This is a genomic window from Psychrobacter sp. NPDC064578, assembly GCF_044901245.1.
GTDB classification, from domain to species: domain Bacteria; phylum Pseudomonadota; class Gammaproteobacteria; order Pseudomonadales; family Moraxellaceae; genus Psychrobacter; species Psychrobacter cibarius_C.
The window spans coordinates 207,510-230,964 of sequence record NZ_JBJDPI010000004.1 but is presented as its reverse complement, the minus strand read 5'-3'; the positions used below and the strand labels follow the sequence as shown (position 1 = coordinate 230,964).

General features: G+C 43.4%; 22 protein-coding genes. 11 read left to right on the top strand and 11 right to left on the bottom strand.

Going from position 1 to position 23,455, the window contains the following annotated elements; all coding sequences use genetic code 11:
* Nucleotides 1–238 precede the first annotated feature (238 nt).
* The 4 genes from ACI2JM_RS06305 to cysE all read left to right on the top strand — a co-directional run bounded on the left by ACI2JM_RS06305 (nt 239) and on the right by cysE (nt 3,159).
* The gene (locus ACI2JM_RS06305) at nt 239–616 is read left to right on the top strand and encodes an Hpt domain-containing protein (protein WP_045455494.1); all 378 of its coding nucleotides are present in this window, start codon (nt 239–241) and stop codon (nt 614–616) included.
* Nucleotides 616–1,509: an RNA methyltransferase gene (locus ACI2JM_RS06300; RefSeq protein ID WP_404642934.1), complete on the top strand. Its 894-nt coding sequence runs from the start codon at nt 616–618 to the stop codon at nt 1,507–1,509. The genes ACI2JM_RS06305 and ACI2JM_RS06300 overlap by 1 nt, the downstream gene beginning before the upstream one ends.
* Nucleotides 1,510–1,624: 115 nt before the next feature.
* Nucleotides 1,625–2,068: a YtoQ family protein gene (locus tag ACI2JM_RS06295; RefSeq protein ID WP_109592688.1), complete on the top strand. Its 444-nt coding sequence runs from the start codon at nt 1,625–1,627 to the stop codon at nt 2,066–2,068.
* Between the two features lie 188 nt (nt 2,069–2,256).
* Nucleotides 2,257–3,159 (top strand): serine O-acetyltransferase, encoded by a 903-nt coding sequence (gene cysE, locus ACI2JM_RS06290; protein WP_404643149.1) that lies wholly within the window; start codon nt 2,257–2,259, stop codon nt 3,157–3,159.
* A 110-nt stretch (nt 3,160–3,269) separates the two neighbouring features.
* Here cysE and ACI2JM_RS06285 read toward each other — a convergent pair whose 3' ends face one another.
* Entirely contained in the window at nt 3,270–3,815 is a 546-nt protein-coding gene (locus ACI2JM_RS06285; protein WP_404643147.1) for a DUF924 family protein, read from the bottom strand.
* A 173-nt stretch (nt 3,816–3,988) separates the two neighbouring features.
* On the opposite strand from ACI2JM_RS06285, the gene ACI2JM_RS06280 reads away from it, so the two are divergent.
* Entirely contained in the window at nt 3,989–4,723 is a 735-nt protein-coding gene (locus ACI2JM_RS06280; RefSeq protein WP_404642932.1) for a glucose 1-dehydrogenase, read from the top strand.
* A gap of 138 nt (nt 4,724–4,861) precedes the next feature.
* On the opposite strand, the gene ACI2JM_RS06275 is transcribed toward ACI2JM_RS06280, so the two are convergent.
* The 6 genes from ACI2JM_RS06275 to pheA all read right to left on the bottom strand — a co-directional run bounded on the left by ACI2JM_RS06275 (nt 4,862) and on the right by pheA (nt 12,129).
* Nucleotides 4,862–5,428 carry a 2-amino-4-hydroxy-6-hydroxymethyldihydropteridine diphosphokinase gene (locus ACI2JM_RS06275; RefSeq protein ID WP_404642930.1) on the bottom strand — a complete coding sequence of 189 codons (567 nt, stop codon included), beginning with the start codon at nt 5,426–5,428 and terminating at the stop codon, nt 4,862–4,864.
* Nucleotides 5,418–5,828 (bottom strand): dihydroneopterin aldolase, encoded by a 411-nt coding sequence (folB, locus tag ACI2JM_RS06270; protein WP_045455477.1) that lies wholly within the window; start codon nt 5,826–5,828, stop codon nt 5,418–5,420. Before folB ends, ACI2JM_RS06275 begins: the two co-directional genes overlap by 11 nt.
* Nucleotides 5,829–5,878: 50 nt before the next feature.
* The gene (gene rarD, locus ACI2JM_RS06265; RefSeq protein ID WP_055124102.1) at nt 5,879–6,841 is read right to left on the bottom strand and encodes an EamA family transporter RarD; all 963 of its coding nucleotides are present in this window, start codon (nt 6,839–6,841) and stop codon (nt 5,879–5,881) included.
* A gap of 307 nt (nt 6,842–7,148) precedes the next feature.
* Nucleotides 7,149–9,470, bottom strand: a complete 2,322-nt coding sequence (locus ACI2JM_RS06260; RefSeq protein WP_404643145.1) for a bifunctional prephenate dehydrogenase/3-phosphoshikimate 1-carboxyvinyltransferase — start codon at nt 9,468–9,470, stop codon at nt 7,149–7,151.
* Nucleotides 9,471–9,641: 171 nt separating this feature from the next.
* Nucleotides 9,642–10,784 (bottom strand): histidinol-phosphate transaminase, encoded by a 1,143-nt coding sequence (gene hisC / locus ACI2JM_RS06255; RefSeq protein WP_404642928.1) that lies wholly within the window; start codon nt 10,782–10,784, stop codon nt 9,642–9,644.
* 163 nt (nt 10,785–10,947) lie between these two features.
* The gene (gene pheA / locus ACI2JM_RS06250; protein ID WP_045455471.1) at nt 10,948–12,129 is read right to left on the bottom strand and encodes a prephenate dehydratase; all 1,182 of its coding nucleotides are present in this window, start codon (nt 12,127–12,129) and stop codon (nt 10,948–10,950) included.
* Between the two features lie 517 nt (nt 12,130–12,646).
* On the opposite strand from pheA, the gene ACI2JM_RS06245 reads away from it, so the two are divergent.
* Entirely contained in the window at nt 12,647–13,588 is a 942-nt protein-coding gene (locus ACI2JM_RS06245) for a transaldolase (protein WP_055124105.1), read from the top strand.
* A gap of 142 nt (nt 13,589–13,730) precedes the next feature.
* The gene (locus ACI2JM_RS06240) at nt 13,731–14,207 is read left to right on the top strand and encodes a hypothetical protein (RefSeq protein WP_055124106.1); all 477 of its coding nucleotides are present in this window, start codon (nt 13,731–13,733) and stop codon (nt 14,205–14,207) included.
* A 98-nt stretch (nt 14,208–14,305) separates the two neighbouring features.
* Here the strand turns inward: ACI2JM_RS06240 and ACI2JM_RS06235 are convergent, their stop codons facing one another.
* Nucleotides 14,306–14,875 (bottom strand): adenine phosphoribosyltransferase, encoded by a 570-nt coding sequence (locus tag ACI2JM_RS06235; protein ID WP_055124107.1) that lies wholly within the window; start codon nt 14,873–14,875, stop codon nt 14,306–14,308.
* Nucleotides 14,876–15,230: 355 nt separating this feature from the next.
* Here ACI2JM_RS06235 and ACI2JM_RS06230 point away from each other — a divergent pair, with 355 nt between their 5' ends.
* Nucleotides 15,231–15,395, top strand: coding sequence for a rubredoxin (locus ACI2JM_RS06230; RefSeq protein ID WP_011280463.1), 165 nt, complete (start codon nt 15,231–15,233; stop codon nt 15,393–15,395).
* A 27-nt stretch (nt 15,396–15,422) separates the two neighbouring features.
* On the top strand, nt 15,423–16,451 hold the full coding sequence (locus ACI2JM_RS06225) for an alpha/beta fold hydrolase (protein WP_404642924.1): 1,029 nt from the start codon (nt 15,423–15,425) through the stop codon (nt 16,449–16,451).
* A gap of 125 nt (nt 16,452–16,576) precedes the next feature.
* Here the strand turns inward: ACI2JM_RS06225 and ACI2JM_RS06220 are convergent, their stop codons facing one another.
* Nucleotides 16,577–17,578: a WG repeat-containing protein gene (locus ACI2JM_RS06220; protein WP_404642922.1), complete on the bottom strand. Its 1,002-nt coding sequence runs from the start codon at nt 17,576–17,578 to the stop codon at nt 16,577–16,579.
* A 404-nt stretch (nt 17,579–17,982) separates the two neighbouring features.
* Between ACI2JM_RS06220 and ACI2JM_RS06215 the strand changes: the two genes are divergently transcribed.
* Complete coding sequence (locus ACI2JM_RS06215; RefSeq protein ID WP_404642920.1) at nt 17,983–18,915, top strand: DMT family transporter; 933 nt, start codon at nt 17,983–17,985, stop codon at nt 18,913–18,915.
* A gap of 133 nt (nt 18,916–19,048) precedes the next feature.
* On the opposite strand, the gene ACI2JM_RS06210 is transcribed toward ACI2JM_RS06215, so the two are convergent.
* On the bottom strand, nt 19,049–20,482 hold the full coding sequence (locus ACI2JM_RS06210) for a solute carrier family 23 protein (protein WP_404642918.1): 1,434 nt from the start codon (nt 20,480–20,482) through the stop codon (nt 19,049–19,051).
* A 540-nt stretch (nt 20,483–21,022) separates the two neighbouring features.
* On the opposite strand from ACI2JM_RS06210, the gene ACI2JM_RS06205 reads away from it, so the two are divergent.
* Nucleotides 21,023–22,456, top strand: a complete 1,434-nt coding sequence (locus tag ACI2JM_RS06205; protein ID WP_404642916.1) for an L-serine ammonia-lyase — start codon at nt 21,023–21,025, stop codon at nt 22,454–22,456.
* 142 nt (nt 22,457–22,598) lie between these two features.
* Here ACI2JM_RS06205 and ACI2JM_RS06200 read toward each other — a convergent pair whose 3' ends face one another.
* Nucleotides 22,599–22,997: a DUF4377 domain-containing protein gene (locus ACI2JM_RS06200; RefSeq protein ID WP_087815288.1), complete on the bottom strand. Its 399-nt coding sequence runs from the start codon at nt 22,995–22,997 to the stop codon at nt 22,599–22,601.
* Between the last annotated feature and the right edge of the window lie 458 nt (nt 22,998–23,455).

The following is a 23,455-nucleotide window of genomic DNA, read 5'->3' as shown; positions in this document are numbered from 1 at the left end:
ATCCTCATTTTAAAAATGGTGATAAACATGAGATAAATTGCTGTCAAACAAGGAAGATAGCGCCGTTAATATCGAGATATTGATAAGCTATTTGACGATGTTTAACAAAATTTAGCCATTTTTAGCCCATTTAGAGAGTAATTGATTGAATTGAGGACACGCCCTAATACTTAAAGAACATTGACGTATTTATTACAAACCCTTTACCGTTTTAACTTTTAGAATTGGACATAAAACCATGGATGAAACCCCAAATAAAAATATGGCTCACCAAGCTGAAGAAATCATTAATCATGAGCAATTTGAAGACATGCGTGATTTGTTAGAAGAAGACTTTGCTGATTTGATACAAGTGTATATCACTGACAGTCAGCAGCGAGTAAGTGCGCTGCGAGTCGCTCAGCAAGAAAATGACAATGCCAATGGTTTTGAGGTTGCTCATGCGCTAAAAGGGGCCAGCGCCAACTTGGGCACGACCCAATTAATGAACTTGAGCAGCCAGTTACAAGAGCGCTGCCGCGAGCGTCTTATCAGCGAGCAAGCGGCACTGATTGAAAATATCGCCGTCGCATTGCAACGCGCAGAACAAGAAATCAATCTAAGATTGGGGTTGTAATGAGTAATGATTCTACCCCTATATTAGCAGCATCTACTGTCCATCATACAGTGAGCGACTATTTGGCTTGTGTACAAGTTGTCATGGTTAATACCACTTTGCCTGCCAATATTGGCTCAGCAGCGCGCGCGATGCACACAATGGGTTTGTCTCGTTTGACAGTTGTCGATCCCAAGCTACCAATTGATGAAACCAGTATGTCTCATGCAGCAGGTGGCAGCGAGCTGCTATCATCAGCTTTGATTGCACCTACTTTAGAATCTGCTATTGCGGATTGCCAGCTGGTATTTGCTGCCAGCAGTCGCAGTCGTCATTTGCCCCGCCCTGTCGTGACACCCACGCAAGCTGCTAAGATTATGTTTGATTTTATCGATAAACAGTCGGTGTCGAGCAAAGACGATAGCAATGCTGATACCCTATCGGCTGTTACTGCTAGTAAACCAAATATCGCTATCCTATTTGGGCGTGAAGATCGTGGATTGACCAATGAAGAATTGGCTTATGCCGATTATCATATCCAAATCGATGCCAACCCTGCTTATCCTGTACTCAATGTCGCGTCAGCCGTGCAAGTAATCGCTAGCTTTATTTTTGCTTACGCGCAATCACACACTCAGACAGCGGATAGTGTAGATACTGCTTTGAGCACCACTACTCAGCCAATACTCGATGTACATTTACGTCAGCAATGGGATGAACCTGCCATTACCCAGCAGCAATTGCAACAGCTGACTCATCGCACCACTGAACTGATGGTTCAACGAGGTTTAGCCGATAGCGAAAACTTGAAGTCTTTACCATCGCGACTGTCACGACTGGGCTCACGCCTACAGCTTGATCAAAAAGAGTATCAGCTATTAAGCGCATTAATTGCCAAACTTGCAAAAGACTAAAGATTTTAATATGCCAGGTTTCTGGCGTTGAGTTGCTATTGCAATAACAGCAGTAGCATTTACAAATGCTATGATTTTAAAAGTGATAGGATTCAATAATAAAAAGGAATTGATGATGAATTGGAACGTTTATTTGTCTGGAGAAATACACACCGACTGGCGACAAAAAATCATGCAAGGCGCGAAAGACCAAGGTTTAGATATTACCTTTACCTCAGCAGTGACTGAACATGAAGCTAGCGATGCCGCCGGTGACGTACTCGGTAAAAATGACAATGGGTTCTGGCGCGACCATCAGTCATCAAAAGTTAATGCGATTCGCACCAAAAACATGATTCAAAAGTGCGACATTGCTATTATTCGTTTTGGTGATAAATATAAGCAGTGGAACGCTGCATTCGATGCTGGCTACTGCGCGGCTTTAGGCAAGCCGTACATTACCCTACATGCTGAAGATATTATCCATCCGCTAAAAGAAGTCGATGCGGCGGCAATGGCATGGGCACAAACGCCAGAGCAAGTTGTTGAGCTGCTAAAATATGTTGTCAGTGATAGCTAAATCATAAATAATTGCCTGTAGATAAATTGTCAATGACTGGCATTTTATCTGTCAGTCGTCTGTTTTTATTTATCGCTCATCGCTATATTTTGTGCTGCAAAGCTGCTATAACTAAATTGATTGTAATCAAAAATACGATAGGACAATTTATGTCATTGCCAACTGCCTTATTCAAATCACTTTCACGCATCAAAAAAGACCTAACAGAAGATATCGATGCGGTATTTAACCGTGATCCTGCTGCGCGTAATAGTCTGGAAGTCATCTTGACTTATCCTGGCATCCACGCGCTCGTCCTACATCGCGGTGCCCATTATCTTTGGAATCATGAACAAAAACTGGCGGCGCGCGTTATCTCATATGGTTCACGCATCATTACGGGTATTGAGATACACCCTGCTGCCAAAATCGGTCGACGGTTTTTTATTGATCATGGTATGGGTATCGTGATTGGCGAAACGGCAGAGATTGGCAATGATGTGACGCTTTATCACGGGGTCACGCTTGGCGGCGTCTCTTGGAATAATGGCAAACGTCATCCTACTTTGGAAGATGGGGTTATCGTTGGGGCTGGTGCTAAAGTATTGGGGCCATTTACTGTCGGTAAAGGTGCTAAAATTGGCTCAAATGCCGTCGTAGTAAAACCCGTACCAGCAGGCGCTACGATGGTCGGGAGTTCTGCGCGAATGATATCAGACCATCATGATGAAAAGGGCAATCCACTTGTCAAAAAAGTCGATGATGCCAACCAGCAAGAAAAATTAGCGCAAGCTGCTTCTACAGATAAGGGCATAGTTAAAAAGGCAGTAGATGAAAAATCAATAGATGAAAAAGCTACCAATCATTCAGCACGCGAAACCGCGTTTCAAGCTTATGGTATCGATCCAACCTCACAAGATCCTGTTGCAGAAGCGTTTGCTAAAATGCTCGAACATATTCAGCAATCAGAAAATCGCTTAGATCAATTACAAGCAGCGATGTGCAAAATCGATCCTGACTTTTGTAAAAAAGAATATGACAAATTATGCTTAGAGGATATCGATGTGATTGGTCGTGCCGATATAGATGAGATAGGCGCTGAGCAGAAGTAATCTTCTAGCTGTCGTCGATACTGAATGAAAAAGAGGCTAAACAGCCTCTTTTTCTATTTTAACCAATTGATAAGCAGCGCTTTATGAACTAGCTAGTTAACAGACAATTTTTATACAAAAGACGAGTCAGGCTGGGTCAAAAACTCTACTTCTTCACTACTTGAAACCCGTCCTAAAATGTCATTACGATGCGGATAACGACCAAAACGATCGATAATCACTTTATGTTTAAGCTCAGCATCCACGGTGTCTGCATTGGTATATTGCTTAAATAGCTTTTCTGCTTGCTGATGAATCAGTTTTGATTCGCTGTGCATATAAGGCATCAATAAAAACTTACGTTCATCCATCGTTTCAAGTGCCTCTAATGCACCAGTGGCCACCGCCTCTTGCGCGAGCGCGAGACTCATCGCATCTTGGGCAAAAGCCGCTAGCGTATCACGGTAAATATTGCGTGAAAATTGATCCAATATAATAATTTCTGCTAAACGCCCCTTTATGCTGCTTCGCCATGTATAAAACTCTGCAGCCTTCGCTTGCTCAAGTATATCGCTGTATCGCTCTATTAGTAATTTATCAAACGCTATGTCTTTCTCAAAAAACTTCTCACTACCTGCCTCATTAAAACAGAAATTTAATATGTCGTTGTACATTATTTCCTCATTACATTATTTAAAACAGTCAGCCGAAAGCATTATTCAAAGCTATGTTTAAAGCTATCATTTAAAAACATAAAGTATTCACTTTTGGTTTCATAATCACTAAGGAGTATTCAACAATTCTGTCCTATACTCTTTCATTATTCATAACTAAAAAAATAGGAAAACTCATGGCGCGTTTACAAGATAAAGTTATCATTATTACGGGTGCCGCCCAAGGCATGGGCGAGACTCATGCGCGTTTGTGTATGCAGGAAGGCGCTAAAGTCGTCTTGACCGATATTAATTCTGATAAAGGCGACGCATTAGCAAAAGAGCTTGGCGCTGATGCGTTATTTATCAAACATGATGTCACCAATGAAGATGATTGGGCGCAAGTCGTTAAAGAAACACAGGAAAAATTTGGTCGAATTGATGTACTGGTTAATAATGCAGGTATCACCACTCATAAATCTATTTTGGATACCTCTTTAGATGACTATCGCAAGATTCTAGAGATTAATCAGGTGTCGGTCTTTTTAGGCATGAAAGCAGTCATTCCAGCGATGAAAGCCGCCAAACAAGGTTCTATCATCAATATCTCATCAATTAATGGCTTGGTTGGCGGCGCTATCGGTTATACCGATTCTAAGTTTGCGGTACGCGGTATGACCAAAGCAGCAGCATTAGAGTGTGCCCCTCATGGCATTCGCGTGAACTCCATTCATCCAGGCGTCATCGCCACACCGATGATTATGCAAGGCGATACCAAAGATGCGGTTGAAGCATTTGCCAAAACTATTCCGATGAGACGTGTTGCTCAGCCAGAAGAAGTCAGCGGCATGGTGTTATTTTTAGCCTCTGATGACTCAAGCTACTCGACGGGGTCAGAGTTTGTCGTTGATGGTGGTTTGACCGCACAGTAGGCGTAATAGTTAAACTTTTTAAATGTGATATAGGCTGGGCATTTTGCTCAGCTTTCATTTTGGAAGGTTTTAAGAAAAATACTAGGGCGTGTCCTCAATAACTTTTACTTATTTAGAATAGCATTTGGGCTGCTTCATTTAACCTTTTAAGAAATGACCTTTAATCAACTCCTCTATCCCTGCTCTTTCATGCGCTTTGAATGGGTAACGATCTGCCATTACAATCCAATTAGACTCTTCCAATTCCTTATTGCTGCTTAGGCTATTTTTATCAGAAACAACTTCTATTAATAGCGTTTCTATCAATAGAATATCGATATCCATCGTAACTTTTTTTATTGGCGTCTGAGCTTCTGTTAGACGCTGCCTATGACAGTCACCCTCAAGATCTTTAAAAACCTGCTGTAACTGTTGCAGTGTCATTGGTTCTACCAAGCACAAATAAACGCACTGATTAGTATAATCGGGCTTTGGTTGCGCTTCGGTCGATGTAAAGTCAGGATTTTCAAACGCAGTAGATAACTGTATTTCCCCTAGCGCCGCTAGATCTTTTCGGACAAGCGGCAGATAATGCTCAGCTTGATAATTACTGCCTAAAGCCAATAACACTGCCGTCACAGACTGCGTTTGCAACTGTTCAGGCGTCTGCTTTTTTAGCGTTTCAAGACTCAAATCAGCCAAATTTTTATGCATATTATGCATCATCGTCTTTGCTTACAACTGGCTTATCTTCGATGACCGTTGCATAACGCGTGATCTGTACCCCAACCGCATCGGCTTGCTTTATAGCAGTAGGCTTAGCAATGCTTAAAGTGATTTTATGACAGCTATATTTGGCAAGCAACTTATCAGCGATTTGCCCCGCTAAATGCTCTAGCAACTGCGCTTTAATCGCTTGGCACCACGCGCTCACATCATCGCAAACCGCTTTATAATTCAGCGCATCATTGACATCATCTGAGATAGCCGCACGGCTGATGTCTGTTTCAAGTGCTATATCAATCAGCAGCGGCTGCGTGATTGCGCGCTCCCACGCGTAAACACCGATGACGGCTTCCACTGTCAAGCCTTTAACGAATACTACATCAGATTCGGTATGAAACATGCTTTCATCCTTGTTTGCTAAATTTTAATTAGATTTTGAACTCAGGTTTTTTAATTGGTTTTCTGCAACGCCTCTTCACGCAAACGCGCAGCTTTTAGCGCTTTACTAGGGCGATGACGCCATAAGTCAATGCTGAATAATAACAGACCAAACCAAATCAGACCAAACACTGCAAGACGTTGTAAATCAAACGGCTCGTTATAATAGAACACCGCTAAAAAGAAAATAAAGGTCGGCGTCAGATAATTCATAAAACTTAAAATACTATAAGCAACGAGCTTGGTAGATTTATTGAACAATAACAGCGGTATCAAGGTAATCGGCCCTGCGATCATTAGTAGCCAAATATTGGGACTAAACCAAAAACTCAATTGACTGCTGACCACATCCGCTTGCCAGAACCACCATAAGCAAATCGGCACCAACATCGTTGTTTCGACAAACATGGCATCGACTGCCGTCAAAGGCGTCTGCCGTTGAATGGTGCCATAAGTACTAAAACTAAAGGCTAAAATCAGTGATATCCATGGCAAGCTACCAATCATAACTACTTGAATGACCACGGATAATAAGGCGAAACCGATGGCAACCCATTGCAGCGTACGTAAGCGCTCTTTGAATAAAATCATCGATAGCGCAACGCCCACCAATGGTCCGATAAAATACCCCAAACTGGCTTCGAGAATGCGGTCGTGATTGACGGCCCATACATAAGTGAGCCAGTTGGTGGCAATAATCAAACCCGATATAAATGAGAACGCGATCCATCTCGGATTTTTCTTTAAGGTATCAATCCACTGCCAGCGCTTGGTGACTACCAACACGATAAGCAAGCAAGCAAACGTCCAAATAATACGGTGACCGATAATTTCGGTCGCATCGTAGGCGGCCAATTGTTTAAAATATAATGGAAACCCACCCCAGATAAAAAAGGCAATGAGTGCGGTGATGATGCCACGTCTGGTTGTTTTAATGGGCGTAACTGGTTTTTTGATGACGTTTTGGGTGGTCATAGTACAGTACAACTTTTTAGAGCAAAGCGCACTCTTGCCCCATATTAATTTTTATATCAATTCAATGGCAAAAGCGCAGGGTCACTACAGATAGGATGCAAGTTAAAAAGCAATGTGCTCATGCCAATATAGGCATCAACACATTGCTAACGATAACAACTTTAAAAACAACATTTACATCAAGGCTAATGAGCAACTTTTTAGACTTTATGGAATGCTGTAGCCAGCATTTTACAATTCAGTACTTTAAAGCTCAACCTTGCAAAAGCCAATAATACTATTCAGCAAGTTAATATAGTTTTTGGTATTAAACCGCAGCATTATCAACTTTAATAGACATTCCAATGTGATTGGCAAGCTCTGCAAATCCTGGGAAACTGGTATTTACGGTCTCAACGCCTTCAATAGTAATTTGCTTGGATGCACGTAAGCTGGCAATGGCAAAACTCATAGCAATGCGATGATCATGGTGCGAGGTAATATGACCGCCACCAAAGACAGGCTGGCTATTATTGACCTTGCTATTTTGACCCTCAATACCTTCGCCTTCAATGCCCTTACCTTCAATAATCAAACCATCTTCCGTCACTGTACAGTCAATACCCAGTGTTTGTAATCCTTCTGCCATAACTGCAATACGATCAGACTCTTTTACGCGCAGCTCTTTAGCACCAGTTAACACCGTACGACCTTGCGCACAGCTGGCAGCAATGAACAATACTGGAAATTCGTCAATCGCTAATGGCACTAAATGCTCTGGGATTTCAATACCGACTAAGTTTGAGCTACGAATAGTGATATCTGCGACTGGTTCGCCGCCCACATGTGTCTCATTACTTAGGCTAATATTTGCTTGCATTAATTTTAAGATATCGATAATGCCCGTGCGTGTCGGATTAATACCTACTTGCGTCAAAGTCAGCTCGCTATTTTGGCTGATCGCAGCAGCTACCATAAAAAATGCCGCAGAGGATATATCAGCAGGGACCGCGATATCACCACCTGTGAGTTGCCCGCCACCTGCTACACTGATGCGGTTGCCATCAACCGTTACTGGATAACCAAAAGCTGAAAGCATACGCTCGGTATGGTCACGACTGACTTCCGGTTGGGTAACGGTTGTGGTGCCTTCCGCCCAAAGTCCAGCCAGCAATAAGCAAGATTTAATCTGCGCAGAAGCCACAGGCATCTCATAATCGATACCTTGTAATGGCTTACCGACAGTCGCTCGACCAGTAATACTAAGTGGCGCCGTACCACTATGACCCGTGCTTTGAATGACTGCACCCATCTCGCGTAAAGGTGCGGCCACACGCTCCATTGGGCGCTTGTTCAGGCTGGTATCACCTGTCAACACGCTGTCAAATGATTGCGCCGCTAAAATACCAGCCAGCAGGCGCATGCTAGTACCTGAGTTGCCCATATACAATGGTGTTTTACTCGGTTTCAGACCGTTCATACCCACGCCATGAATGGTCAATTTTCCGTTATCAGGCCCTTCAATGGTCACACCCATATCACGGAAGGCTTGCAAGGTGGCAAGCGCATCTTCCCCTTCCAAAAATCCAGTGACATTGGTCACGCCTGTCGCAAGGCTGCCCAGCATAATGCTGCGATGCGAGATAGACTTGTCACCAGGAATGGCAATAGTGCCCAATACAGTATTGCTAGGAGTAATATTATAAGAAGCTGACATGGCAGAAGTATCCGTATAAGGGGTGCTGGCTAACATATGGCCAAAATGTCGCCGTGCGGCTTGCGCGCGGCCCAAAAGTCCCATCAGGGCAGTTGAATCTTTATCGATGATAAGCTGACGCATGGTCTGTAGGTAAACGCCATACTCATCAAGGGCGCTAACAATCGCGCTTTCGTTGGCAAAAAATATATCATGCCACATTTTAGGGTCACTGGCAGCGATACGGCTAAAGTCACGAAAGCCGCCCGCTGCATAGCGAAACATATCTAAATTATCATCATGGCTTGCCAGCTGCTCAACCAAATTGAAGGCAAGCAGATGTGGCAGATGACTGGTGTGCGCCAATATGCGATCGTGGTGTTCTGCATCCATTGACATAACGTTTGCACCCACTGCTTCCCATAACTGCCGCAGCTTAGCAATGGCGCTATTATGGGTCGTTGGTAGCTCGCAGATAATGACACTATGATTAACAAACAATGTCGCACGTCTGGCATGATATCCTGAATTCTCAGCACCCGCAATCGGATGCGCTGGAACAAGACCTATAGGCAATGAGCCAAAGACGGCTTTGGCAGCGTCAATGATATTGACCTTGGTGCTACAAACATCAGTAATGATGCAATCAGTGGCAAGTTGTCCATTATCCATCGCTGCTTTGATATCAATAAATACGGCTTGCACCGCTTGTACTGGTACGGCGATAACAATCAAATCACTACCAAAGACTACTTCACTTAAGACAGCACTACCAGCGTCTAATAAGCCGTGCTGAATGGCTTCGTCGATGCTTGGTGTATGTCTATCAACCGCCACCAAACGCTCACTTAAACCATTGTCTTTAATGGCTTGGGCAAGGCTCGCACCGATAAGCCCTAGACCAATCACACAAATCTGTTTAAATAACGGCGGCTGAGTATTCATAGACTGCATATTATTATTTTGATTACTTATGTTTTGATTGCTTATATTGTTTTGCTGGCGACTCACGGCTTTTCTCGTTAAACAAACTAGCGTCAGAATGACTAAAACAAGCCGACGCTAGTGTCATGAAAATGATTAATAAATTATTTACTTATCCAAAACGACCTAACATACTTCTGATCAATTATCAGTCAAGATTGAGCGCAGTGTATCAATCAGGCGCATATTTTCTTCTGCTACCCCTACTGTGATACGTAGCCAATGAGGTAAGCCATAGCCCTCTAATGGACGGACGATAACACCCTGCTCTAGCAATGCTTGATGAATAGAAGCAGCGGTGATGTCTTCCATCTCAACGGCTATTTCTACCATAATAAAGTTGGCATGCGACTTAATAAAACCCAATCCTAATGCGTCAAACTGCTTTTCTAACCAGCGCATTTGCTCATCATTCATCAAACGAGTTTTTTCAATAAAGTCTGAGTCAGCAAGTGCAGCAGCCGCAGCAGCTAAAGCCACTCTACTCACGTTAAATGGTTGACGGATTCGGTTGAGTAAGTCCGCGACAGCCACTGAGCTAAGCGCATAACCGACACGTAAACCCGCCAGTCCATAAGCTTTGGAAAAAGTGCGCACGATGACGACATTATCAAATTCATCTAACAACGCCCGATTATTACTTTCAGGGCTATATTCGATATACGCTTCATCTAATACCACCAATACCGAGCTTGGTATACTAGCCATAAATGCTCGTAACTCTTGAGGTTCAAGCTGCGTGCCAGTTGGATTATTAGGATTGGCGATAAAGACTATTTTAGTATTGGGGTTGTCTTGAACCGCTTGACTCATCGCTTTTAGATCATGACCAAAGCGATGTGTAAGCACTTCTATACCTGTCGCCCCTTGTATTTTAGCCAACATCGGATAAACGATAAAGGCATATTGACTGTAAACGATAGCATCGTCAGCACCAGCAAAACTACGCGCTAAAATATCAAGCAAATCGTCAGAGCCATTACCCAAAGTAATCTGCTCCACACTGACATCATTGAAGTCAGCCAGCGCTTGTTTTAGATAGTAACCGTTGCCATCAGGATAACGTGCCAACTGACCCAATTGCTCAGTAATCGCTAGCGTGACGTGCGGTGAGCAGCCTCTTGGGTTTTCATTACTGGCAAGTTTTACCACATCTGAGACGCCATACTCACGCGTCAACTCTTCAATCGGCTTGCCCGTTTGATAAGGCACCAGCTCTAAAATGCTATCGTAGGCAGGTACAAGCGGTGATAAATTTGACTCTACTGAATGAGATGACGGCATGATTTATCCTTAGATATGATTTTGGCAAGTGATGTGACCCATTCGGCGTTATATCGTTGGTTCAATTTCAAAGCGAGTCAAGGGTAACCAAGGCAACCAAGTGCAGATGATTATGTGATACTTCACGCGAGGTAAACGCCATGACTCTTTTACAGTAGAAGGACTATAGCACTGCTTTTGGATAAGAACCTAGAACACGCACATCTTTTACCAACGGACGGATATCAGCGATAGCAGCGCTGACGTTTGGCTCGTCAATATGACCATTCATGTCGATGAAGAACACGTATGCCCACTTATTCGGCCGCTCAGGACGGGTTTCGATACTGGTCATCGACACGCCATGATAAGACAAAGGCTTCAAAATCTCGATCAATGCGCCCGCTTTGTCATGTGCTGATACGACGATAGACGTTTTATCCTGACCTGATGGCGCAATCGCTTCGTGACCAATGATAAGGAATCGCGTGGTATTGCTCGGGTTGTCTTCGATATTTGAATATAGCTTATGCAAGCCATATTCTGCAGCAGCCACATCACCTGCGATTGCCGCTGAATGCCATTCATTTTTCAAGCGGCGGGCAGCTTCGCCGTTGCTCGATACCGCCACGCGCTCGACATTCGGGTAATTGACATCGAGCCAATGACGACACTGCGCTAGTGACTGCTGATGCGAGTAAATACGGCTTAAACCATCAAGTTTGGTATGCTCAGCGACCAAGAAATTCTGATGAATCGGCAGCTCAACTTCTCCAATTATCTTTAAGGTAGAAGACAAAAAGCCATCTAACGTATGGTTGACCACACCCTCAGACGAGTTTTCGACTGGCACCACACCATACATCGCTGTGCCTGCTTCAACTTCACGGAATACATCAGTGATGGTGGTCATTGGCACAGTATCAGCGGCTTTACCGAAATGCTTGAGCGCAGCAGCATGAGTAAAAGTGCCTACTGGTCCTAAAAACGCAATGCGCTGCGGTGCTTCTAAGTCGAGACAGACCGACATGATTTCACGGAACAACCGCGCCATTTTGTCATCAGCGATCGGACCTGTATTGCGTTCCATCACCGCTTTTAGCACTTGCGCTTCACGCTCAGGGCGATAAAAAATAGGATTGCTATTGTCGGCAGTCGGGTTATTGACAATGTGCTGTTTCTTTACTGCGGCCACTTGCTGAGCCAACTTGGCACGGTTATTAATCAGTGTCTGGATTTCGCAGTCTACTGTATCAATACTTTGGCGAATATCGTCCAAAAATGCTTTTTCAGTTGCAGTATCGTTAGCCCCTGCGATGGCTTGATTTAGCTTATCCATGTTTTGCTCTGATGACTGCTCACTCATTACCGCCTATCCTTTTTCTAAAATTATTACTGAGTTTTTTACTAGTTAGGTACTGCTTTTTTAACTTTGAAGGCTTCAAGTATTTCTAATTATCGACAACCAATCATTTCATTATTGAATCAGCACTCAATGACGGTCAAAGGTGTCAAGCATACTAGCAATGATATTCGATAGAAATCACACTAAATAGCAGATAGTTTCTCAAAACACCCTGCACTGCTAGCGTTGTCGTCTACTATTGTCGCATGTTAGTCACACACCAGCATGCAAATGTAGCAGCCAGATCGCTGACCCGCTCTACTATAACAAAAACTATCGACAGTGCCCATGTGTAAATGCGCGTAAATTCGTCAATATTGGCAAACAGAGGCAATATGGCAGCGATGTACGGCAAAACTATGAAGGAACATCCACTCAAAACTATGTTACAGTCTAAAACTGATAGCAAATAGCACTATAAAGTAGAAAATCGCCACGTAACTGAACACAATCTGTTTTTGATCAAAAAGGATATATGATGAGCGCATTACAACAGCTTCGTACCATGACCACCATTGTCGCTGATACTGGTGACCTTGCCGCCATTGCGCGCTTAAAACCTATCGATGCGACCACCAATCCAAGCCTCATTACCAAAGCACTCCTCCATCCTGACAACCAAGGCATGCTGTCAGAAACCATGAGTCGTCATAATGGCAATATAGATGCAGTGATTGACGCGCTAACCATTCAGGTTGGCTGTGATATTTTAGAGCTTATCCAAGGCCGCGTCTCTACCGAAGTGGATGCTCGTTTGTCTTATGACACTCAGGCGACGATTGATAAAGCCTTAGCATTTATGGAAGCTTACCAAAAAGCAGGGGTTAACTCAGAGCGCGTATTAATTAAGATGGCCGCGACATGGCAAGGTATTGAGGCAGCACGCTATCTTGAAACCCAAAATATTCACTGCAATTTAACGTTGTTATTTGGACAGCATCAAGCAATTGCCTGTGCGGATGCAGGTGTGACATTGATATCGCCTTTCGTTGGTCGTATTTTAGACTGGCAAAAACGCCAACAAAATCGTCAAAACGTGCCCGCTTCTGATGATATGGGCGTGCAGTCTGTGAAGCGCATTTATCAATACTACAAGCAGCATAACTATAATACGCAAGTGATGGGCGCAAGCTTCCGCTCGACTGAACAGATATTGGCGCTAGCAGGGTGTGATCTATTGACCATCGCGCCTGACCTTATCGACGCGCTGGCAGCGATGGATACTGAGGTGATACAGCAACTGTCACCTAGCATGTCATTAGATGTGGCTGACATGAAACGCGTGAGTCTAACGCGAGAGGAATATAGTAGCGCCTATCAGCAAGACACGGTTACACAAGATTTATTACCAAAAGGTATCGATGGCTTTATTGGTGCTCGTGATGAGCTTGCTCAGATGTTAGCAGCGATGCGTCATTGATATGAGCGTCGAGCGTTATAAACGGTGATGAATATGATCAACACTTTACAAACCTCAGTCGCAGGTTATAAAAGAAATTTGCCTGCTAATAGTAAGTTGGCTATCATGGCTCACTTCTCACAACAAGAAGCAAGGCTTGATTATGAAACGGCTATCAGTGTTATTAGTGGGTGGTGTTCTAGCAGTCAGCACGCATGCAGTGAACTGGTCAAAAATATCAGAAAGTCCTACTGGATCAATTTTTAGCTTAGACTTGGACTCTATTGAAAGCTCCGACATCAATATCATAGACGAAAAAAGTGTCGAAAACATCACCGTATCTATCCGCAGAACATACCCTGCACAAAAAGATGAAACAAAAGTAGATAAGGAAGGTAAAGAAAAAGCGATTCATCATAGCGATCAGCAATTGCTCATCTCTTGTAAAGACGCCAGTTACTATAGACGCGCTTACGTTAACTATGATGCCAATAACAAGGTACTAGAATCTTGGCAATCAGAAAAACCCATATTAACCACAAAAGACTTTAAGATAACCAAGCCAAAAACGATCAGTCGTATGCTAATAGAACAGGCGTGTAAAACTTACCTTACCAGCAAGACAAGTAACGTACGTTAAAACAAAGCAAATACAGGCAATTAAAAAAGCGCGCTAAACTCATTCAGCGCGCTTTTTTGATTGCTTCATTTCACACTATTCACTAAGCGTTGCCAGTTTTAAGCCTTTAAAACCGTATACACAGGCACTGGAAATTCGCCATGCAAATCAACCAAATCTAGCAATACTAACGCCCCCACCACAGTATGATCTGCCGATTTACACAGCTCATAAGCGGTGGTTAAAGTGCCGCCTGTGGCTAAAATATCATCGACCAATAGCACGCGCTCAGGCGGTAGATTGTTTTGCATCTCAAGCGTGTCTTTACCATATTCTAGAGCATACGCTTTATTGGCAACGGGCGGTGGCAGCTTACCGGGTTTACGTAGCAAAATCATCCCTTTGCCCAATCGACCTGCGAGCAAGCTTGCAAAGACAAAACCACGCGCTTCGACTGCACCTAGACAATCTACCTCGTCCATCACGCCTTCAGGCAGTGCAGCGAGCAATGCATCTATCACCTCATTAATATGACTGCGCAGTAACGGCGTAATATCATAAAAATCAATGCCGACTTTCGGGAAGTCTGGTACTGTGCGAATCACTTGCCAGAAGGGATGATCCGTATTGAGCTTATTAGACGACTCATTTTCGACATTTTTAGATGTAGCGGCAGCATTAATGCTCATGGTAACCCTTAGCGTATATGACTTAGATAATGTAATTTAGATAATAATATATCAACGATAAATGATGGCTAATACTGTGAATTTAGCGGCGCTTATTATAACATAATTGATAGAAATATCGCAGTTGAGCACATAAGCGTACAGGTGCTTACTGACAGACAGAAGGTCTAAACCCCTTGATAAAAACCAATCAATCTCAATATACAAGTGTAAACTTAACGACGAAAATCACGGTTATATGCTAAACTATGTGCGCTTTTACAGTCTCATTTAACGGCTGTGATTGTAAATATGAACGTCAAAAACACCCTGTAACACGGATTATAAACACTGATAATGCTCGATAGGACTATTTATGAAACGTTATGAATGTATCGTCTGCGGCTGGATATATGATGAAGCACTCGGCTGTCCCGAAGAAGGGATTGCCCCAGGCACCAAATGGGATGACATCCCTGATGATTGGACCTGCCCAGAGTGCGGTGTGGGCAAGCTTGATTTTGAGATGCTTGAGCTGTAATAGACGACCCTCTAATTAGGACACTTCATGACAACATCGAATGACATCAAACCATCGGCAACCCTACCAGAAGACTTAGGTGGCTACCCTACTCCTGAGTGGCAAAAGTTTGGCGCGCACCAATGGCGAGACTCTGACCTTAGCAAGCATCTGTATCAATCAATGATTGATATCGGCGATGGCATTGAGCTGTGTGTTGAGACAGGTGGTAATCCTAATAATCCACCACTGCTCATGATTATGGGACTTGGCTCACAGATGATATTTTGGCCAGATAATTTTATCAAGCGCCTTATTGATGCCGGGTTTTTTGTCATTCGTTTTGATAATCGTGATATTGGTCTGTCTTCTAAAGTGCAGATTGATGGACTACCGCGTATCAGTCAGCTAAAAATGATGATGCGCCTGCAAACGGGGTTGTCCAATAAAGGTACGCAAGTTGCTTATAATTTAACGGATATGGCAGAAGATACCGTTCGTTTGATTAAGGCGTTGCAGTTGGGCAAAACCCATCTGATTGGCGCTTCGATGGGCGGCATGATTGCGCAAATCGTAGCGGCACGTTATCCAAGTTTAGTGCAGCGTATGGCGTTGATGTTTACCACGACCAACCGTGCATTTTTAAAACCACCGAAACCTAAGCAGCTATATACCCTGATCAACCGCCCTGAAAGTCATTCTGAGCGCGATATCGTGCGCCATAGCGTGTGGTTTATGAAGACAGTCGGTACGCCTGGGCATGTCAACGTACGTATGGTGCGTGAAATTGCCAAATTGCGTTATCAGCGCAACTTTCATCCGCTCGGCACGGTACAACAGCTCAATGCTATCTTGGCGTCAGGCTCTATTAGCCGGTTTAGCAAGCAAGTCAAAGCACCGACTATCGTACTGCATGGTAGCGCAGATGGACTACTGCCCGCCTCACAAGGTCGCGTGGTTGCCAAGACCATTCCGAATGCCAAGTTTCATTTAATCGAAGGCATGGCACATGATATTCCTGAATACTATCAACCTTATATGGTTGATTTAATCAGTAATCATTTATTAGACGAATAGTTTTAGTTGTCACACAATTCATAAAAAAGAGCGTAAATCCTACTACTGACTCATAGGGTTTACGCTCTTTTTTATGCTGGATATTTTACCTAGGTCATGTAGGTCTTTAGATTTGGACGCGCCGCTTAATCACAGCCTACTCCTGTTCCCTCTTTATCGATACACATTTTATTGCCGTTTTTTAGATTGCCAATCCACGCTTTACTACCAGTAAAGGTAAAGGCGGGTTTGCCTTGATAAAGATCACCAGCTGACACACCGCTATTGGCAAAGCGAAAAGGAATCACCAACTCGCCACCAAGATTAACAAAGCCCCAGTTCTCATCGATGCGCACGCCAGCCAAGCCTTCGGCAAAGGGACGCACCTCGTCAAAAGAATAGGTAATCATGGTCACATTATTGTCATCGATAAATCCCCATTTGCCATCTTGCTGACGCGGTTGTAGCATCGTAAAGCGATTGGGAAGTGTCTGGTTGGATGAGGATGCATTGCCATTAGCGCTGGCAGGTGCTCGTGACGTCGTGGATTGCTCGTTGTTACTACCATTTGGGTCACTGGTCGTTTTGCCGTTTTCATTAATCCAACTGATCGCTTGATTTTTACGTACACGGGCGATACCATTTTGGTAATCATCAATATCACTAATCGCGGACGAAAACGGCACGATGGTTTTATTACTAGTAGTAATGACCCCATATTTACCATCCTGCTTTACCACGATACGCCCGTTAGAGACGGGACGCGCCCAACCCTGTCCTTCTTTAAGCACATCATATATCGCAGGTACTACTTCACGACCTTGCATATTAAGATAACCGACATGACCATTGCGCAGTACAGGAAGTAAACCTGCCGATATCTTACTGGCATCGACTTTTTGATAACGTGATAAATCAACGACGCTTTTGCCCTTACTATTAATCAGAGCAACTGGCGCGCCGAAATCTTTTGTCGCCAAAAAATAGCCGCTATTTGCTGTACAAGCCACGTTTTTATAATAACTTTTTGGAATTTTGCAACTGGCCGCTTGTACGCTTGGCGCCATAAATAGCGTAATAGCAAAGATGGCGATAGCAAAACCAGATATCAATGGTCGTTGTTGTAGGGATAATGAATGTCGCAACATAGATGAACCTAGGCTAATGGTATTTAAGTACTTGAGGTACAGACTAATAAGAAACTATCCTGTTTTATTGTGCCACTACAGTGATTATAAACCACTAGATTAACAAATAGTGGTATCTACGCCAACATCGTTCCTGTAAGGATGTCTCCACCATATATTCGTATTGTTAGAGAGCTTTTCTTATATGAGAGAAGCTTAAGGTCATCATTGATTTTATACCTAGCATATACAGAGATAAAACCTGATATCGTGATAATAAATCAAACAATAAGCATAAATGATGGTTTGACCATTTCATTTTAGCGTCAAAACCTAGACAATACGGCTTGTATTAGCGTCAGTATTCATTGGCGTCATCGTTGATACAGTAAGATAAAATAATAATACGGATATAAGGACATTGTATGGCGATTGCTTCTTCACGCTCTGCCTCTACTGGGTTGGTCATTGGTTGTATTATCTTTGGTTTAGGTAGTTTGATTGTTGCTCACGTTGATATTGGCGGTTGGGCAATGGCATTTTGGCGCTTGGCTATTTCAGGTGTCGTATTCGCTATATTGGCCAAAATCATGGGACAGCGTCTACCCCGCTCAAGGCGCGCTATTTTTTATGGTTTATTATCAGGTGTCTTTTTAGGCTTAGATCTGGCGCTCTGGCACGAGAGTATTTATGCGGTCGGCCCTGGCATCTCAACTTTATTGAATAGCCTACAGATTTTCTTTTTAGCCGCCATTGGGTTTTTATATTTTAACGAACGCCAATCTATATTGCAGCTTATCAGTTTGTTTTTAGCCATGTTTGGTGTGGCCATGATAGGCAGTCCTGAGTTTGCGCATAACAGCGCTGCCACTTGGGGGTTCATCACTGGTATCGTCTCAGGGGCAATGCTAGCGGCATCGATGACCTTTATCCGTAAGACCCATGATACTGAACCCACGCCCATATTTATGCTGATGCAGCTGATTAGTATCGGTGGTGTATTGGCGATGATTATTCCTATGTTTGTGTTTGATATGGGTCATATTTTGCCAAATACTTGGTCTGAGATTGGCTGGGTGCTCATCTACGGCACAGTGATGCAGTGCTTGGCGTGGGGGCTAATTGCCTATTCCATTCCTAAGCTGTCTTTGGCGTTAACTGGGTTATTATTATTGACCGAACCGATTGCCGCACTGGTCATTGATTATAGCTGGCTGGACAAACCGATTAATAGCTTACAGTGGAGCGGTGCTCTGCTGACTATGTTTGCAATCTATTTGGGTTCACTGAAACCTAAGCCGCGCGCCCTACGACGTTATCGGTTTTTCTCAAAATTTTACAAGCGAGACTACAAGTAGCTTTTATTCTGCATTTGTTGCCACTCCATAAAAAGCACCCATGCTATCGGTAGCATGGGTGCTTTTTATGGAATGAATATGCTGTTACCATCATTAACTGATAGGTTTAAAACCTCAGCATCATACAAGCTGATTATTTAGCCAATGATTGATGAGCGGCCTTTGCTTCAGATCCTTGGTTAAATAACGCATTTAAGACAATCGCTGCTAAAGTCGCCGTACCGATACCGCCCAAATCAAAGCCGCCTAAATGCAAACTAAAGTTACCGGTACCCATAATAACGGTCACAGCCGCGATAATTAGGTTACTGTTTTTGCTAAAGTCGATACGACTGTCTATCCAAATTTTGACGCCTGCAATAGCAATCAAACCGAACACCACAATGGACGCACCGCCCAATAAAGCGGCTGGTATCGTCTGAATGATGGCACCAAATTTTGGTGATAGCCCCAATAAAATAGCTACCACGCCTGCCACGACAAATATTGTTGTGCTATATACCTTAGTCACCGCCATCACACCGATGTTTTCAGCATAAGTCGTCACACCAGTACCGCCAAATCCTGCCGAAAAAGTGGTTGCCAAACCATCAGCAAAAAATGCTCGACCCATATAAGGCGTTACACGAGCTTTGGTCATACCTTCGACAGCCTTAAAATGCCCTAAGTTTTCAGCCACCAAAATAAAGGCCACAGGCGCAATCAGAATAATAGCACTCATCTCAAAGCGAGGCGTATGGATACTAGGTAAGCCAAACCACGAAGCAGCTGCCACACTACTAAAGTCAATCGCCGTACCAAAACCCATGACGTTGGTCATGATAAAATAGGCAAAATAGGATAATATTAAACCAACCAGTAATAACAGACGACGCAGCATACCGCGTGTAAAAACAGCCACACCACTGATGAGTAATACGGTCAAGGTAGCCATCCAAGCATCAAACTGATTGGCAGACACCCCTTGAATGGTCACTGGCGCTAAGTTGAGACCAATAATCATCACGATAGCACCAGTAACGATAGGCGGCATCAAACGCTCAATCCAACCAGTACCCGTTTTCATCACCAGCAGCCCAATTAACGCATAAATGATACCGCAAGCCATGATGCCGCCCAAAGCGACATTCAAATTACCATTGAACCCTGCGCCTGCATAAGCTGTCACAGCGATAACAGGACCAATGAAAGCAAAACTTGAGCCCAAATAGCTCGGCATGCGCCCACCAGTGATCATAAAGAACATCACCGTACAGATACCTGACATCAAAATGGCTAAGTTGGGATCAAAGCCCATTAACAGCGGCGCAAGCACGGTCGCACCAAACATCGCAAAAGTATGCTGTACACCTAATAGCACGCTTTTTGACGGTGGCAAATATTCATTGATACCGACCGGATCACGATCTAAGTCGCCTTGATAAGGACGCCATGTCGGAAACCAGCGTCCATTTTCAAAGTCTGGATTGTACGGAGGACTGATCGCCGCAGCCTCTAATCCATGTTCAGCAGATGGTGCTTGAGTGCTGTTTTCTAAAGGCGAGGAAGGGTCTTTTTGAGAGGGCATACACGCTTGTCCTATGTAAACTGGGCTAAAATAATAGACAACAGTAAATGAAAAATAAAAATTGAGTTAAATCAGAGCATCAATCGGCAAGAATATGTGGCTAGAAATTACGATAACGAGTAAAATCCGCATCTTTTCATTTATAATATGTCGCTCTGACTCATTCATTTATGTTGCAATATGGCAAACCAAAAGTATTATTTGGTATGATGACCATGTTTTGGTAGATGTATGTGGTCGGATATGTTTAACTAAAAAAATGGTTATGGTCGCTTATGACTCAGTGTACTCTGCAGCGACAATCAACTTACAGGATGTTACATAGCCATTAGCTCCGAGCATGATAGCGGAGTTTCAAAACAAATAAAAGTTATTATTCAATCACCATTTTTCCTCTTTTGCGTTAATACTTCCATGGGCGGTGCTTCCTCTACACCTTTGTCGGTGCTATAAGCGAGAGCTGCCTGTTATATTCTCAATGAAAGTGCCTAAAGCAGCTATACAACATGTTAGTGCACTTAAAAAACTTGGTAAGTTATTATGATTAGTGTTTTTGATTTATTTAAAATTGGTATTGGCCCATCAAGCTCACACACGGTAGGACCCATGGTCGCCGCCAACCTTTTTTTGGGCTCATTAACCAAGCAAACAGAGCTGACGGCTATTAAAGGCGTTGAAATTGAGCTTTATGGCTCTTTGGCAGCCACAGGCAAAGGGCATGCAACCGATACTGCTATATTGTTAGGGCTGCTTGGGCATGCTCCTAGTACGATCGATACCCGTTTGACCAGTCAATATTTGTCACCGATTTTTTCGGACAAACAGCTCAATATAGCAGGCACGCATGTTATTGCCTTTGAGACAGAGCGTGATATTCATTGGTATGACGAAACCGTTTTGCCCTACCATCCTAATGCCTTGACTATTCGTGCATTATTGACCGACGGCAGTCATTATCAACAGACCTATTATTCGGTAGGTGGCGGCTTTGTTATCAATGAAGAAGATGCCACCAATCCGGATGAAGATAGCGCCACGCCGACCATTGACGCCATTCCTTACCCCTTTAATAGCGCCGCAGAATTGCTGGAGCAATGTCGTCAACACCACTTAAGCGTGAGTGAATTGGTGCTGGCGAATGAATGTCATTACCGCAATCAATCAGAAGTTTTTGCTTACTTAGACTCTATTTGGGAGTCAATGCAGGACTGCGTGACGCGAGGCTGTCAAAACAGTGGCATATTGCCTGGAGGCTTGGATGTAAAGCGCCGTGCCCAAGCATTACATCTACAGCTGTGCGCCGAGAAAAACCAACCCATTACCAGAAATGACAAACTCGCTGCCATGGATTGGATTGATTTATATGCCTTAGCGGTCAATGAAGAAAATGCCAATGGCGGAAATGTCGTCACTGCCCCCACCAACGGTGCAGCAGGTATTATTCCTGCGGTGATGCATTACTATCGCGACTTTTTATCAAGCTATAGCCAAGATGGTGCACGCAAGTTTTTGTTAAATGCGACCGCTATTGGCAGCTTAATCAAACAAAATGCCTCCATCTCTGGCGCTGAAGTTGGTTGCCAAGGTGAAGTTGGTTCTGCTTGTGCCATGGCAGCTTCTGCATTGGCAGAAATCTTAGGCGGTGATCCAGCTAAATGCCTTAATGCGGCTGAAATTGGTATTGAGCATAACTTAGGTCTGACATGCGACCCTGTTGGCGGTCTAGTGCAAGTGCCTTGTATCGAGCGCAATGCCATGGGCGCCGTCAAAGCTGTCAATGCGGCGCGACTTGCTTGCCGTGGTAACGGACAGCACTTTGTCTCTTTAGATAAAGTGATTGAAACCATGAAAGTCACTGGTGCGGATATGCTAGATAAATACAAAGAAACCTCACGAGGCGGTCTTGCCGTTTATGCAGACAATCGCATCCCTACTGCCACTCATGGCGTCAGTGTAAAATATAGTCAGTGCTAACATAACGATTGTTTAATATAGCTTATCCTGACATCACACTCCCAAGTATTTTCTGAAATAAAAAAAGACCCCTAATATAGAATTAGGGGTCTTTTTTATTCTGGTTAAATATGCTAGTTAACTAGACATACTCAATGATTCATTACTCAGCTGTTTTTGAAACCACTTCGTTTAGAATCCAAACTGGCTTAGCCATGTTAGTATTTTCATCCATCATGACTTCTTGGCGAACATCTAGGATATAACGATAGTTTGGCTCATAAGTGAAGCCCTGAATATTGCCGTTTAAAGGTGTGTAGTTTTTCTGATAAGTCTGGCGATACTGTAAGCATTCTGCTTCAACCTTAGTACCCTCAGCTGTTGACAGCTCACAGACGGCTTTCAGTGGTGCTACTTCTATCTCAAAACTTGGAATGTTAACCACTTTAACATTCATAGGTTGCCCATCGACGACCATCGTACGTTCGTTATCCATACCCATGGTAGAACAACCTGACAGGGCAAAGGCGGTCATTACTGCTGCAAGTACTAATTTTTTCATTATTAAATCCTCAGTTAAGTGTTATAAATACATTATTGATGGTTTGAGATTATTGTTTTGAACACATCATGCTAATAAATATATTTTAAAAATATCAGTCAATTTTTTCGACGGGTGTAATACTACTGTCGATATGGAGCCAAACAAGAGTATTCACCTGATTTAGCTTTACCGGATAAACCTATTACGTCTCAATAATGTCGTCTATTGTTTGTTTACTGAGGTCAGTATAGAGCGCAACTCGTCTTCTGCTCTATAACTGCTTTGTAAAGTAACGTCAGCTTTTGCAACTGATGTTAATCACGCGTATTGAATAGTAGAGTAAATTGATACTGAGCAAAATTTACACATCAAAAAGCCAGAGTGATAGTCATTCTGGCCCAGTTATTCATTAAACAGTATTTTACTTAGCTGACATTGATAACCCTTAGCTACCTTAGCTACCTTAGCTACCTTAG

Coding starts and splice junctions, on each gene's coding strand:
- ACI2JM_RS06305 (WP_045455494.1), top strand. CDS start 239: ATGGATGAAACCCCAAATAAAAATATGGCTCACCAAGCTGAAGAAATC.
- ACI2JM_RS06300 (WP_404642934.1), top strand. CDS start 616: ATGAGTAATGATTCTACCCCTATATTAGCAGCATCTACTGTCCATCAT.
- ACI2JM_RS06295 (WP_109592688.1), top strand. CDS start 1,625: ATGAATTGGAACGTTTATTTGTCTGGAGAAATACACACCGACTGGCGA.
- ACI2JM_RS06280 (WP_404642932.1), top strand. CDS start 3,989: ATGGCGCGTTTACAAGATAAAGTTATCATTATTACGGGTGCCGCCCAA.
- ACI2JM_RS06275 (WP_404642930.1), bottom strand. CDS start 5,428: ATGATGCATAATATGCATAAAAATTTGGCTGATTTGAGTCTTGAAACG.
- folB (WP_045455477.1), bottom strand. CDS start 5,828: ATGTTTCATACCGAATCTGATGTAGTATTCGTTAAAGGCTTGACAGTG.
- rarD (WP_055124102.1), bottom strand. CDS start 6,841: ATGACCACCCAAAACGTCATCAAAAAACCAGTTACGCCCATTAAAACA.
- ACI2JM_RS06260 (WP_404643145.1), bottom strand. CDS start 9,470: ATGCAGTCTATGAATACTCAGCCGCCGTTATTTAAACAGATTTGTGTG.
- hisC (WP_404642928.1), bottom strand. CDS start 10,784: ATGCCGTCATCTCATTCAGTAGAGTCAAATTTATCACCGCTTGTACCT.
- pheA (WP_045455471.1), bottom strand. CDS start 12,129: ATGAGTGAGCAGTCATCAGAGCAAAACATGGATAAGCTAAATCAAGCC.
- ACI2JM_RS06245 (WP_055124105.1), top strand. CDS start 12,647: ATGAGCGCATTACAACAGCTTCGTACCATGACCACCATTGTCGCTGAT.
- ACI2JM_RS06240 (WP_055124106.1), top strand. CDS start 13,731: ATGAAACGGCTATCAGTGTTATTAGTGGGTGGTGTTCTAGCAGTCAGC.
- ACI2JM_RS06235 (WP_055124107.1), bottom strand. CDS start 14,875: ATGAGCATTAATGCTGCCGCTACATCTAAAAATGTCGAAAATGAGTCG.
- ACI2JM_RS06230 (WP_011280463.1), top strand. CDS start 15,231: ATGAAACGTTATGAATGTATCGTCTGCGGCTGGATATATGATGAAGCA.
- ACI2JM_RS06225 (WP_404642924.1), top strand. CDS start 15,423: ATGACAACATCGAATGACATCAAACCATCGGCAACCCTACCAGAAGAC.
- ACI2JM_RS06220 (WP_404642922.1), bottom strand. CDS start 17,578: ATGTTGCGACATTCATTATCCCTACAACAACGACCATTGATATCTGGT.
- ACI2JM_RS06215 (WP_404642920.1), top strand. CDS start 17,983: ATGGCGATTGCTTCTTCACGCTCTGCCTCTACTGGGTTGGTCATTGGT.
- ACI2JM_RS06210 (WP_404642918.1), bottom strand. CDS start 20,482: ATGCCCTCTCAAAAAGACCCTTCCTCGCCTTTAGAAAACAGCACTCAA.
- ACI2JM_RS06205 (WP_404642916.1), top strand. CDS start 21,023: ATGATTAGTGTTTTTGATTTATTTAAAATTGGTATTGGCCCATCAAGC.
- ACI2JM_RS06200 (WP_087815288.1), bottom strand. CDS start 22,997: ATGAAAAAATTAGTACTTGCAGCAGTAATGACCGCCTTTGCCCTGTCA.